At 47.9% G+C, this 12,994-nt stretch carries 10 protein-coding genes; 2 read left to right on the top strand and 8 right to left on the bottom strand.

Going from position 1 to position 12,994, the window contains the following annotated elements:
- Positions 1-148: 148 nt before the first annotated feature.
- From Q365_RS0105405 to Q365_RS0105370, 8 genes are all read right to left on the bottom strand, one after another.
- Positions 149-1,111: a hypothetical protein gene (locus Q365_RS0105405; RefSeq protein ID WP_028022376.1), complete on the bottom strand. Its 963-nt coding sequence runs from the start codon at positions 1,109-1,111 to the stop codon at positions 149-151.
- Between the two features lie 321 nt (positions 1,112-1,432).
- Positions 1,433-2,623 (bottom strand): choline ABC transporter ATP-binding protein, encoded by a 1,191-nt coding sequence (gene choV, locus Q365_RS0105400; protein WP_028022375.1) that lies wholly within the window; start codon positions 2,621-2,623, stop codon positions 1,433-1,435.
- Positions 2,624-2,625: 2 nt separating this feature from the next.
- Positions 2,626-3,474, bottom strand: coding sequence for a choline ABC transporter permease subunit (choW, locus tag Q365_RS0105395; protein WP_028022374.1), 849 nt, complete (start codon positions 3,472-3,474; stop codon positions 2,626-2,628).
- Positions 3,475-3,577: 103 nt separating this feature from the next.
- Positions 3,578-4,528: a choline ABC transporter substrate-binding protein gene (locus tag Q365_RS0105390; RefSeq protein ID WP_028022373.1), complete on the bottom strand. Its 951-nt coding sequence runs from the start codon at positions 4,526-4,528 to the stop codon at positions 3,578-3,580.
- Between the two features lie 157 nt (positions 4,529-4,685).
- Complete coding sequence (gene betA / locus Q365_RS0105385; RefSeq protein ID WP_035024552.1) at positions 4,686-6,374, bottom strand: choline dehydrogenase; 1,689 nt, start codon at positions 6,372-6,374, stop codon at positions 4,686-4,688.
- A gap of 17 nt (positions 6,375-6,391) precedes the next feature.
- Positions 6,392-7,852 carry a betaine-aldehyde dehydrogenase gene (gene betB / locus Q365_RS0105380; protein WP_028022371.1) on the bottom strand — a complete coding sequence of 487 codons (1,461 nt, stop codon included), beginning with the start codon at positions 7,850-7,852 and terminating at the stop codon, positions 6,392-6,394.
- Positions 7,853-7,869: 17 nt separating this feature from the next.
- Entirely contained in the window at positions 7,870-8,463 is a 594-nt protein-coding gene (betI, locus tag Q365_RS0105375) for a transcriptional regulator BetI (RefSeq protein WP_028022370.1), read from the bottom strand.
- Positions 8,464-8,792: 329 nt separating this feature from the next.
- Positions 8,793-10,004, bottom strand: a complete 1,212-nt coding sequence (locus tag Q365_RS0105370; protein WP_028022369.1) for a cation:proton antiporter — start codon at positions 10,002-10,004, stop codon at positions 8,793-8,795.
- Positions 10,005-10,415: 411 nt separating this feature from the next.
- Here Q365_RS0105370 and Q365_RS0105365 point away from each other — a divergent pair, with 411 nt between their 5' ends.
- A complete protein-coding gene (locus Q365_RS0105365; protein WP_028022368.1) occupies positions 10,416-11,954 on the top strand; it encodes a GGDEF domain-containing protein in 1,539 nt (512 codons plus the stop codon).
- 134 nt (positions 11,955-12,088) lie between these two features.
- On the top strand, positions 12,089-12,979 hold the full coding sequence (locus tag Q365_RS0105360; RefSeq protein ID WP_028022367.1) for a pseudouridine synthase: 891 nt from the start codon (positions 12,089-12,091) through the stop codon (positions 12,977-12,979).
- The last annotated feature ends 15 nt before the right edge of the window (positions 12,980-12,994 follow it).

Here is a 12,994-nt window from a genome sequence, read left to right as displayed (position 1 = left end):
TTTGAAAAAATAGAGGCACATGACATGCCCGAGATAACTCAACGTTCATATTCAGCAAGAAATTGGAGAGACGCAGATCCTAAATGCTGACTGACATATAATGAATCTGAATCTTCCATCGCGAAGTTACTCGGGCATATTCTACAAATTATATATATGTCGTTCTGTCATAAATCGTTGTGTTGAACTCATATATTGGAGACCAACTGATCAATGAAGTTTCCGCATAGAATATTCTCGCGAAGCCAAACAATTTCACATCACAATAAAGCCCGACTTTTCCATCACCACCAAACGCATTCGCATCCCACTTCAGCTTGGTATAATATTGATAGTTTGTGCTTTTTGGCTTGTAAGTAACGCCTGCTTCAGCATAGGCTTTCGTCCCTGCATTGATTAAATTCAGCGAGCCCTTTACGCCTTTTTCAACAGTTTTAAAGAAAAGATTCAATTTGGCATAACCTTTGGCTGTCGCTTCGCCTGAAATATAAGGTCTTACACTGGCGTAGATAAAGTCTGGCCGACGCTGGCCATTGATTGTTATCGGCTTGTTGGGTTTATCAAAACCACCCACTTCGAGACCAGCCGCAAAGTCCGCACCAACCTTTAACGTTGCACCCACTTTAACTCCAAGGCGAAAAATGCCGGCGGGGTCAATGGGAACTTCAGGGAGAGGAACTTCTCCTCCAGCAACGGTATGACTGATACTACGCTTTATGTCTGCACGAAGAAGCGCATCACAATTGGGGCTTAGTGAGAGGGGGACGTCTTCACCAACACTGAGTGAAAGGTGTAGGCCACGAACACAGTCTAACTCTTCTGGATTGAAATTCAGGTCAACGCCGCCCAGCACTGAACCAATTTTGGTGTTATGCGGACCAACAGTCACTGTAAATTCATTGTCAGTGTTACCTATCGCCTTCCCTCCGCTGAAGGCGACATATCCATAACCTTTCCTTGTTTCAACAAAATTCCGAACAATATTATGGGTATTCGCTCGATGTGTTTTATTTAGCACTTGGCCTGGGTACAGGCCTGATGCCTGCGTGACAAATGATGTGGTTGAAAATGCTAAAGCGGTTAGCATTAAACCAAACTTTACAACTTTCATTATGATTTCCTAATGTGATAATTAACATAAATGATTGCCTTTTTTTGGGCACTGAAAATGTAATTCACATCAGAAAATACACACCGCAACCTTCACCAATTAATCATTAATTGGTTCAGCCCCCTAGTCATTCATTCGGGTAAAAGTGCGGATTTAGCATTATTATTAGATGGTTATAAATTAGAAATTTAGAACATCCTTCAATCACGAAAGTTCAAAGTAGACACCATCGTAATGAGCAGGTATCACGACAATTAATACTAGATATAAAATAAAAGCCAGCATAAATGCTGGCTTAAGATGAAGCTTAGAAGTCGGTATTTACGCTGCGTTCGAGAAATGCTTTCCAAGCAGTGCATGGTAGAAATCATTGTCTGATAACACGCCGATGATTTTATCTTCGTCGCTCAGCAACACTGGCTGCCCCGTTTTGTATCGAATTTCCAATGCATGGCGCATGGAGATATCTGCGGAAGCAATCACCACTGAGTCGACAGCAAGCGCATCAATGCTCTCGTCTTTTGCCCAGCGGACAATAGGTAGATGTTGATCTAAGCGCTTGGCGCCGACTATCTGCCCGTCGGAATCGGTTTGCAGCATGGTGTGTTCATGGCGGTTCAATATCAGCGTCTCGCCATCGCGTTCCAAATCGCTAATCGCAGTCATCAGTGAGCGACCTCGCAATACGTTTAGCGGGTTAGTATGAGCGACAAAATCTTCGACATATTGATTTTCAGGTCGCAGTACGATGTCTTCCGGCTTGCCGTGCTGAATGATTTTCCCTGACTCCATGATGGCGATATTGGTGCCGATTTTCAGCGCTTCATCCAAATCATGACTCACGAACAAAATGGTTTTATTGAGTTTACGTTGAAGCTCCAATAACTCGTCTTGTAACTGGTTACGAATAAGTGGATCCAAGGCTGAGAAAGGTTCGTCCATCAGAAGAATATCGCTGTCCATACAGAATGCGCGCGCCAGACCCACACGCTGCTGCATGCCGCCCGACAACTCGTGGGGATGCTTATCGTGCCACTCGCTCAACCCCACCATTTCTAACTTTTCCATTGCTCGTCGGCGACGTTCTTCTTTGGCTACACCCTGCATTTCCAAACCGAACGCCACGTTATCCACCACGGTGAGCCAAGGCATCAGAGCGAACTTTTGAAACACCATGGAAATACGGTGCGAGCGCAAATGGCGCAATGCGGTTTCATCAATGCCCGCGAGGTCGACCATCTCGTCGCCATTACGAACTTTGAGAGAACCACGCGTCACGGGATTTAAGCCATTAACCGCACGAAGCAGGCTGGATTTTCCGGAGCCTGAGAGCCCCATCAACACACAGATCTCGCCTTCTTCGACACTGAGTGTGGCGTTATGTACCCCAACCACGTTGCCGGTTTCTTCTTGGATTTCTTGGCGTGTTTTGCCTTCATCTAACAAGGTGAGACTTTTATCAAGCGAATGGCCAAACACCACGTCTAAATTTTCAATGGTTACCGCTTTCATGCTTATCCCTCTTTCCCTTGTGAAGCTGGCGCTTTGCACAAGCGATCCAAAATGATAGCCACTAATACGATGGCGAGACCGGCCTCAAATCCTTGAGAGATGTTGACGGTATTCAATGCGCGAATGACGGGTTTACCTAAGCCGTCAGCGCCAACAAGCGCGGCAATCACGACCATTGATAGCGACAACATGATGCACTGGGTGATCCCCGCCATGATGTTTGGCATGGCAGCGGGCAATTCGACTTTAAACAATAATTTACTTGGGGTTGCGCCAAACGCCTTCCCCGCTTCAATGAGTTCTTCTGGCACGCTACGAATGCCGAGATAGGTCAAACGTATCGGTGCGGCAATGGCAAAGATAATGGTCGAAATCAAACCCGGCACGACGCCAAGACCAAACAATACCAAGGTCGGGATCAAATACACGAACGTCGGGATCGTTTGCATCAAATCCAACACCGGCCGCATGAAGGTATACAGCCATGGGCGATGCGCGGCAAGAATGCCAAGTGGGACACCCACCATCACAGACAACGACGTTGCCGTAAGCACCAGCACGAAGGTTTCAATCATCTCCGGCCAGTACCCTAAATTCAGAATCAGTAACAATGCAACGCAAACAAACACCACCAGCGACAGGCTTCGGTGAAGAAGCCACGCCATCGCAGCGGTCAACAAAATCGGCACGTAAGGCGGGAACCATTGCATGAGTTCTACAAGGGAAAGGATCAACCATTCCAGCGAAATAGACAGCGCATCGAAGAAACCAGCGGCGTTATACGTGAGCCAATCCACGCCGGTTTCCATGTAATCGCCAAGGGGTATTTTATTTTCAGTAATCCAGTTCATGTGTACTCCAATATCCATCATGGTTTAGGTGAGTAGCGGCGATGACGACCGCTATTCACCTGCTGCTCCCGACACTAACTGCGGACGGGCAGCAGTTAGTGCATTACTGGATATTCAAATGAGCTTTAACCGCAGGCAGTGCGTCTTTGCCGTCAGCCGTTTTCACACCGTCTAACCACGCGGTTAACGCGTCTGGATTTGCTTGCAGCCATGCTTTCGCTGCAACTTCTGGTTTCTCACCATCGTTCAAAATGCCGTTCATGATTTCATTTTCCATGGCGAGCGTGAATTTCTGGTTAGTCAGCAATTTGCCAACGTTCGGGCATTCTGCCGTAAAGTCTTTGCGTACGTTAGTGAACACGTTGGCACCGCCGTAGTTCGGGCCGAAATAGTCATCACCGCCCGACAGGTACTCAAGTTCAAAGTTGCTGTTCATTGGGTGGGGAGCCCAACCTAGGAAAACGATCCACTGGTCACGACGAACAGCACGTTTCACCTGCGATAACATGCCCGCTTCACTGGATTCAACAAGGTCGAATTCTTTCAAGCCAAACGCATCAGAGTCGATCATGTCTTGAATAAGGCGGTTACCGTCGTTGCCTGGCTCAATGCCATAAATTCGGCCTTTGAATTCATCGTCGAATTTGGCGATATCCGCAAAGGTTTTGACGCCGCCTTCAAACGCGTACTTTGGCACAGCAAGTGTGTATTTCGCGCCTTCAAGGTTCATGTTGATGGTATCGACGGTGCCCGCCTCGCGGTATTTTGCAATATCACCTTCCATGGTGGGCATCCAGTTGCCGAGGAACACATCGACATCGCCATTTGCCAGCGAGGTATAGGTAACAGGTACCGACAGTAATTGGATGTCGGTTTCGTATCCCATACCTTGCAGTACAAGTGTCGTTGCAGCGGTAGTCGCTGTAATGTCTGTCCAACCTACATCTGAAAACGTTACTTTCTCGCACTGATTGGCCATTGCTGGCGCGGCAGCCAAGCTCGCTGCTAACGTCAGGCTTAGTGCTGTCAGTTGTTGAGTCTTTTTCATATCCATGGTTGCTTCCCTCTTCCTTTCTTTGTCTGTGGACGATGCAGTAAGCCTCGCCCTTCAGTTTCTTATACGTCTTGCTTTTGTGTCTTATTGCTTTTGTGTCTTATTGCTTTTGGTTTACGGCAATGTGTTGGTGCATTTCGCTTTTATGGTGTTGCTGCTATGTCGCTTTCGGGTTTAGCCTTTGCTGTGTTTGCCAGTTTGGATCGAGCCACACCGCTACCTCTTCAGAAGGCAACGTTGATTGATTCAAGATCATGTCTGCTGCGCGCTCTGCCACCATGATGGTCGGGCCGTTCAGGTTGCCGTTGGTGATGGTTGGGAATACCGACGAATCCACAACTCGGAGGTTGTCGATCCCGCGAACGCGTAGGGATTCATCAAGCACCGCGAGTGGGTCAGAGTCCGCACCCATTTTGCAGGTACAAGATGGGTGGTAAGCGCTCTCTACGTTCGCTTTCACCCACGCATCAATCTCGTCATCCGACACCACTGACTCGCCGGGTTGGATCTCGCCATCACGAAACGGGACAAACGCATCTTGCGCCAAGATTTCGCGAGTCAGGCGAATACAGTCTCGCCAATCTTGCTTGTCTTGTTCAGTGCTGATGTAGTTGAAAACGATCTCGGGTTTGTCGTCAGGATTAGCGCTGGTGATACGCACATAGCCACGGCTTTGCGGTTTGTTTGGACCAACATGTACTTGGAAACCATGCCCTTCCACTGCCGATTTTCCGTCGTAACGAATGGCGGCTGGTAAGAAGTGATATTGAATATTCGGCCACTTAACGCCTTCTCGGCTGCGAATAAATGCGCACGATTCAAAGTGATTGGTGGCGCCTAAACCATCTTTGAACAGCACCCAACGCGTGCCAATCAACCCTTTGCTGATTAAGCCGAGCTTGCCATTCAAGGTGATGGGCTGCTTACAGAAATACTGAAAGTAAACTTCGAGGTGATCTTGAAGATTTTCACCCACGCCAGGCAAGTCGAGTTTCACTTCAACGCCTGCTTTCTCCAGCACGGCTTTAGGGCCAATACCAGAAACTTGTAGCAGTTGCGGCGACCCAATAGAGCCAGCTGCGCTGATCACTTCTTTACGTGCGGTAACTTCATGGTGTTTTCCACTTTTGCTGTATGCCACACCAACGGCTTGCTTGCCTTGAAGCAGTATCTTGTTGACAGTCACGCCTTTGATCAGCGCAAGGTTACTGCGCTTTAAAGCACGTCGAAGGTACGCATTGGAGGTGGATGCTCGCACACCGCCATCCACAGTCATGTGCATTGGGCCGAAGCCTTCTTGCTGATAACCGTTGTAATCATCTGTGACCGGATAACCCGCTTGCTCTCCGGCATCAATGAATGCTTGATAAAGCGGGTTCAAGGTCATGTCATTGCCGTTGCATGTCCCAACAGGGCCGTTACCGCCGCGATATTCGTCTTCACCGCCTACCCATGTTTCTGCCCGTTTGAAGTACGGAAGGCAAGATTGGTAGTTCCAACCTTGTGCGCCATTGGCTTCCCATTGGTCAAAATCACAAGCATGGCCGCGAACATACACCATGCCGTTGATGGAGGAACTGCCGCCAAGTACCTTGCCGCGAGGACAATGTAACTTACGGCCATCCAAGCCCGACTCTTCTTGGGTTTCAAACTGCCACGCGTATTTCTCGGTGTTCATGGGGTAAGACAGCGCTGTCGGCATTTGAATGAAAATGCTTTTGTCTGTGCCACCAGCTTCAAGAATCAATACGTTATGCTCGCCTGACTCCGTCAAACGATCTGCCAACACACAACCTGCCGAACCTGCGCCAACAATGATGTAATCAAACTCTGTTTCGATTGCCATAGTGCTCAAAAAATCCTTTACGCGAACGGGCTGTCTACGTCACCCAACTCAACATAAACACTTTTGGTTTGGGTGTAGTGATTTAACGTTTGAACGCCATTTTCACGTCCAATACCCGATTGCTTGTAGCCGCCAACGGGCATTTCCGCCGGAGATGCGCCCCAGTTATTAATCCAGCAAATTCCGGCTTGCAGCTTGGCTATCACACGGTGTGCGCGGGAGAAATTGGTGGTAAACACACCAGCCGCTAGGCCATATTTGGTATGATTGGCGCGTGTGATCACTTCTTGTTCGTCACTAAAGCGCAGAACAGACATCACAGGACCAAAGATTTCATCTTTGACATGCGGCATATCATCGGTGCAATCAGCAAATATCGTTGGCGCAATGAAGTTGCCTTTTGCTAGCTCTCCATCAGTGACCTGATAACCGCCACAAAGCAGACGTGCATCTGTTTGTTTGCCCTGCTCAATAAAGCCCAAGACCTTTTCCACATGCCCTTTTGAGATTAAAGCGCCGATTTGCGTGTCAGGGTGAGTCGGGTCTCCCACGATCAACTTATTGGTTCGTGCTACCAGCTTTTCGATGAACGCATCGTAAATATCATCATGAACAAACACGCGTGTACCGTTGGTGCAGACTTCGCCTTGTGTATAGAAGTTAGCGAGCATGGCGCCAGAGACTGCGTTATCGAGATCGGCATCGTTAAACACGATCAGCGGAGATTTACCGCCCAATTCCATGGTGACCGACTTTAACGATCCCGCAGCATCAGCCATCACTTTCTTGCCTGTTCCGCACTCGCCCGTGAATGACACTTTGACGATCTCTTCATGGCGAGACAGCATTTGACCCACGCGGTAATCACCTTGCACCACGTTAAACACGCCATCAGGCATGCCCGCTTCGGTAAACACTTCGGCCAATTTCAGTGCTGTTAACGGTGTTTCCTCTGAAGGTTTAAACACCATGGCATTGCCAGCAGCCAACGCGGGACCCGCTTTCCACATCGCGATTTGAATCGGGTAATTCCATGCGCCGATACCCGCACAAACACCCAGCGGTTCTTTGCGTGTATAGAAGAATTGATTTTCACCCAAGCTCTGTTGCTCGCCTTGAATCGACACAGCCAAACCTGCGTAATATTCAATGACGTCAGCGCCAGTCACCACGTCCACATACAAGGCTTCTTGAATCGGCTTTCCTGTGTCTAGCACTTCCAGCGCCGCTAACTCGTCGTTACGCTCACGTAAGATGGCAACGGCGCGGTTAAGAATGCTTCTGCGTTCTGGCGCACTCATCGCCGACCAAACCTGAAACCCTTCCCAAGCCGATTTCACGGCCGCATCCACATCGGCCTGACTTGCTTGTTGCACACTAGCCAAAGCCTCTCCCGTGGCTGGGTTTAGGGTTTTGAACGTTTCACCTGAAGTGGCATCAACATACCCTCCATGAATGTATAACTGTTTAATATCCATTTAATTTTTTTCCTTTTCTATGGATGGGAACCGAGAAGCTGACGTTCAAGGTAATCTTCAATCGTTGAAATAGCGGCATGGGTGTCTATTCCATGTGGGTTTAGCGCCCCACGAAGCCAAATACCATCCACCAGTGCGGCAATACCTTGCGCCACAAAGTTGGCTCGTTCTGGCGGTAATAACTTTTTGAGTTCAACACGAAGGTGTGAGAGCAAACGTCTTTCATTAACATGCTGAAGGCGGAACAGTGTGGGGTCATGCATGGCATGAGACCAGAAGGCGAGCCAGGTTTTGGTCACCTTGCTGCTTACTTGATTGCGGTCGAAGTTGCCATCAACGATGGCAAGAATGCGTGCCTTGGCATGGTTTGGATCGATGCCACTCAGTCGCTGCTGAACCCCTTTGGAGAGTTCACGCATGACAGATCGCATGGTCTCTTCAAGCAGGCCATGTTTGCCGCCAAAGTAGTGATTGATGATCCCTGCTGATACGCCCGCTTTACGGCTTATCAAAGCCACACTCGCCCCCGCCAAACCGACTTCGTCGATGGCAGACATGGTCGCCTCTACTAGCTGTGGGCGTCGAATTGCAGGCATCCCTACTTTTGGCATCGATCTCTCCTTTGTTGATTACAAATGTAGCCAAAATGTTTTTTGATTGAACGTTCAATTAAAAATAGACTTACAAATAACACACACGTTGTCAAAATGAACATTGAGCTATAACTGTGAATGAATGTGAACAACAATAATTAATGTCATTATCATCAATAAGATAGCGGCAATAATTTAAATCACCACTTGTTACTCAACTGGCGAATAATTAGACCACGAAACATTATCTTCTCGATATTTATCACCCAATCTTGCCCCAAAACGAAAAAGGCAAACACATCGAATGCATTTGCCTTTGGGTGAAAACCAGACGGAGAACTGAGTGGTTAGCTGGTCATTTTCTTCAAAATTCGAACGGTTACCAGCGGGTATACAAGAAGAGAAAACAAGATCATGACAAACGCCAAAGACAAAAATAGCGATTGATATTGAAAGTCCGCGGGCAACAACAAAATAAGTGCCACAGAGACCGCCCCCCTCGCGCCCGAAAAATTCAGCAACCAAAATTCGTTCATTGAAAGCCGCATACCTTCTATGCGCATCACTGGTTTCAAGACAGATAGCGCCACGAATCGCCCTGCGAACAATAAACCAATGGCTAAAAGAGAGTAGCTAATAGGTAAATCCATATCCGCCGTCAGTGCAAAGAAGCTGGTGCCGAGCAAGAAAAACAGTAAGGCGTTGGCGGCATAGTCGAGGTACTCCCACACTCTTTCTTCAGCCAGTCTGTTAGTCCTGTCTTTATCCGGCTTGTAGCCGTATGCAAGCGCCGCCGCGAAAACGGCCAAAATGCCAGAAAAATGCAAGGTTTCGGCTAACACGAAGCTGCCATAAGCAAGGGCGAGCGTGATGTTAGTCGTGAGAATGTAATGCGATGTATCCATCAAGCGAAGAATAGAACGCGCCAATCTGCCAAGCACTGCGCCGCTGATTAAAGCGCCTGCAATATGCGTAACAAAGCTCACACCGGTATCAACCACACTGAAGCTGGTCATGCTGAAAATCAGTAACGCGAGAATACCTGCCACCGTCACGACAAAACCGTCATTCAGAATGGACTCGCCTTCAATCAGCAGTTTCTGGTTTTCAGTAATGTTTTCATTGCCCTTGAACAGCGCACTCACCGCAAGCGGATCGGTCGCTGATATGATCACACCAAACAATAGCGCGGGTAGTAGGGTCACACCCAACAGCCAGTGAATCGCCAAGCCAATAGTCAACATGCTCACCACGATACCAAGCGTCCCTGCAATCACGGCGGGCACAATAATGGGCCGAAAATGGAACAGACACATTTTCTTAGTAGATGCAAAAATCAACAGAGGCACGAAGACATAGAGAACAACGTCTGGGTTCATCACCAATTCTGGTAAGCCTGATTCTGGATTGGTCGACACCCAACCATAAGCAATGCCAGCCAACAAGATCCAGATGATGTCGGAAAACACCATCCATTTTTCCGAAATATAGAAGATGACATTAAGCGCCATCCAGCCTAGAACCGCGTATGTCACCAGCGTAGGTACTGATTCAGTCATCATCACTCCATGTGATATCGGGAAGTACAGCGTTCAACACGTTAATGTTAGTGTGTACTAAATCCATACGAACACAATGAACCCACTCCAGCACTGCGTGAATTTGTTTCTTTGAGGCTGGAATTTGCTTCACTGGGTGCGTTCATCATGCTGATAACTAAACAAACTCGCGGGGGATCGTGATAATAAATTGCAAGGACGGGAGATAATTCTGTCGACACTCATCTCTAAAAAGAAAATGAGATGGAACTAATCAACCCCGCAAATGTGAATTAGATCTTTTTGACGTTAAAATCATATGCATAACAACGAAATACGCACTACTGTTTAACAACCTAGACACTTCAAGCCTAATGCCCTGTTAGTTGAGATTAGTGGCCACGCTAAAATAAACAAGATACGGACAACCTCATGCTCTCACTCGACAATCGCACCCTGCTAACCGTAACTGCCCTGATTTCAATCGGCTCGGCGGTTGCCTTGTTCTCCTTATGGCGTTCGCAATCCAAATCCAATGGAGCAGGTTTTTGGGCAATTGGCATGTCGAGCGTTGCGCTCGCGAGTGTGTTGATATCGCTAAGAGACATGCTTCCAGACCTACTCTCTCTGGTTGCCGCTAATTCTCTCTATATTCTCGGCTTTCAACTCATTCTTCGTGGCATACGCATTTTTGTCGGCCGCCCCCCATTGGCCCTATTAGACTATGCGCTGGTTCCCACATCTGCGGTTTTGCTCTATTACTTCAATTTCATTGACCAGAATTTGAATATGCGAGTTGCCGTGGTTTCCATGGCATTCGTTATTATTTGCTCTAACGTTGTCATCACGTTCCTGCAGGAAAAGCACGCGCCTTGGCGCTCTGCAGGGTTCGCCGTTGCTCTCATGTTTGGCCTATTTGGTTTCATTCATGGCGTGCGTGGCGTCATCATGTTGATGTCGCCGTTGGAGCACCATTTCATGGCAGTGAACATCACCGCTTCATTGGTGTTCTTAGGTGGGATATTCATGATTGCGGGTATGGCGATAACACTCATTTTGCTAACTTACGCCGTCTTAGAGTCAGAGTTTCGCATCGTCTCCCTTGCCGTCGAGCAGTCTGCATCTTCCATCATCATCACTGACAAGGCTGGGGTGATTCACTACGTGAACCCCGCCTTCACCGAAACAACAGGGTATCTTGCCGAAGAACTTATCGGCAAAAAACCGAACATTTTAAAACCCAATGAAACAGGTACTGATGAGTTTTCGGCACTTTGGGATTCCATTTCCAGCGGCAAAGTATGGCGGGGAGAATTCTACAACCGAAAGAAAAGCGGCGAACTGTTCTGGGAAATCGCCTCCATTGCCCCAGTCAAACAACGTAACGGTGAAATCAGCCATTTTGTCGCCGTAAAAGAAGACATAACCGCGCTAAAAGAAGCCAGAAAGCAAATCGACCATTTGGCTTACCATGACACGCTAACAGGTCTCCCAAATCGTAAATTGTCTATGGACCGTCTATGTAACGCCGTCACGCAAGCGAAAATGCATAAATGTAAGGTCGCCGTTCTCTTTATCGACCTCGACGGATTTAAGGTCATCAATGATACGCTGGGGCATGATGCGGGCGATATGTTATTAAAAGCAACCGCCCAAAAGCTCTGTGAGTGTGTACGAGATATCGATACTGTTGCTCGCATCGGTGGCGATGAGTTTTTGGTCACGCTATGCAATATCGACAGCACGGAAACTATCCGTAAAATCACAGAGCGTATGATCGAGTCCGTATCAACGCCAACGACCTTTGGAGATACCGAGATCACCATTACCGCCAGCATTGGTATTTCCCTTTATCCCGCCCATGGCACAACACCTGACGAACTGGTGACATTAGCAGACCAAGCGATGTACAAAATTAAGCATCAAGGCAAGAACGCTTATCTCTTTGCCGATCAACCCTGCTCTGTTTAATCTGATTGATTTAACCATCAGCTAAGTACATAAGGGCTCTGAATAGCAATCATTGGTCTGTCGGGTATCTGCGTCCTTACACTGCGCGCTTTCATCATCTATAATCGCCCACCACGCCGAATAGATGACGCCCAATGACCATTTCTGAGTTTCCCTCGACACTGAGTTTGCCCCAGACCAATCCGGGGGTCGCGACGGTATTGGAATACCTGATCATCAAGTTCCCATTTATTGATGCGCAGGTTTGGCAGCAGCGCGTAAGTGACGGAAAAGTTCACTATTACGATGGGACACTCGTCACCGCACAATCACCGTTTAAACCCCAGCAGCGGATCTGTTACTACCGTGAAGTGGAAAGCGAGCCAAGTGTTCCCTTCGAAGAAGAGATCGTCTTTCGAGATGAGCACATCGTGGTGGCCTATAAGCCCCATTTTCTCGCAGTCACACCGGGTGGCATTTACGTCAACGAATGTTTGCAAAACCGCTTGCGTAAAAGCACGGGGTTGAAGGACTTGCAGGCGTTACATCGTTTAGACAGAGTGACTGCGGGCTTGGTGTTGTTTTCGATTAACCCCGAGTCCCGACACCTTTATCACCATTTGTTCGAAACCCGCCAGATTCATAAAACTTATCAAGCGTTAGCCAGCCTTAGTGAAAACGAAAAAATTGTCGGTGAAGAGTGGGAAATCAAAAATCGCATTGTTCAATCAGAACCACGTTTTCGTATGCAGGTGATTGAAGGAGAGGCAAACAGCCATTCGGTGATCCGCTGCCTGGAGCAATCCACATCAAAGGCGTTGTTCGAATTGCACCCCGTAACAGGAAAAACCCACCAATTGCGTGTTCACATGCAATCATTAGGTTGGCCAATATTGAACGACAAATACTACCCAACATTGCAGCCGCTTTCTGACGATAACTATGACTCGCCGCTGCAATTGCTTGCAAAATCAGTGGAATTCGTCGATCCCATCACGCACCAACCAAGGTATTTTCGTTGCAGCCAAGATTTATCATTGAATTAGGATAAATAACGGGAA

This window comes from Enterovibrio calviensis DSM 14347 (assembly GCF_000621165.1).
GTDB lineage: Bacteria > Pseudomonadota > Gammaproteobacteria > Enterobacterales > Vibrionaceae > Enterovibrio > Enterovibrio calviensis.
The sequence above is the reverse complement of the archived record's forward strand: the minus strand, read 5'-3'. Positions and strand labels throughout refer to the sequence as shown.

Bases quoted from the DNA above. Each gene is read 5' to 3' on its own strand.
- Q365_RS0105405 (WP_028022376.1), bottom strand. From the start codon at position 1,111: ATGAAAGTTGTAAAGTTTGGTTTAATGCTAACCGCTTTAGCATTTTCA.
- choV (WP_028022375.1), bottom strand. From the start codon at position 2,623: ATGAAAGCGGTAACCATTGAAAATTTAGACGTGGTGTTTGGCCATTCG.
- choW (WP_028022374.1), bottom strand. From the start codon at position 3,474: ATGAACTGGATTACTGAAAATAAAATACCCCTTGGCGATTACATGGAA.
- Q365_RS0105390 (WP_028022373.1), bottom strand. From the start codon at position 4,528: ATGGATATGAAAAAGACTCAACAACTGACAGCACTAAGCCTGACGTTA.
- betA (WP_035024552.1), bottom strand. From the start codon at position 6,374: ATGGCAATCGAAACAGAGTTTGATTACATCATTGTTGGCGCAGGTTCG.
- betB (WP_028022371.1), bottom strand. From the start codon at position 7,852: ATGGATATTAAACAGTTATACATTCATGGAGGGTATGTTGATGCCACT.
- betI (WP_028022370.1), bottom strand. From the start codon at position 8,463: ATGCCAAAAGTAGGGATGCCTGCAATTCGACGCCCACAGCTAGTAGAG.
- Q365_RS0105370 (WP_028022369.1), bottom strand. From the start codon at position 10,004: ATGACTGAATCAGTACCTACGCTGGTGACATACGCGGTTCTAGGCTGG.
- Q365_RS0105365 (WP_028022368.1), top strand. From the start codon at position 10,416: ATGCTCTCACTCGACAATCGCACCCTGCTAACCGTAACTGCCCTGATT.
- Q365_RS0105360 (WP_028022367.1), top strand. From the start codon at position 12,089: ATGACCATTTCTGAGTTTCCCTCGACACTGAGTTTGCCCCAGACCAAT.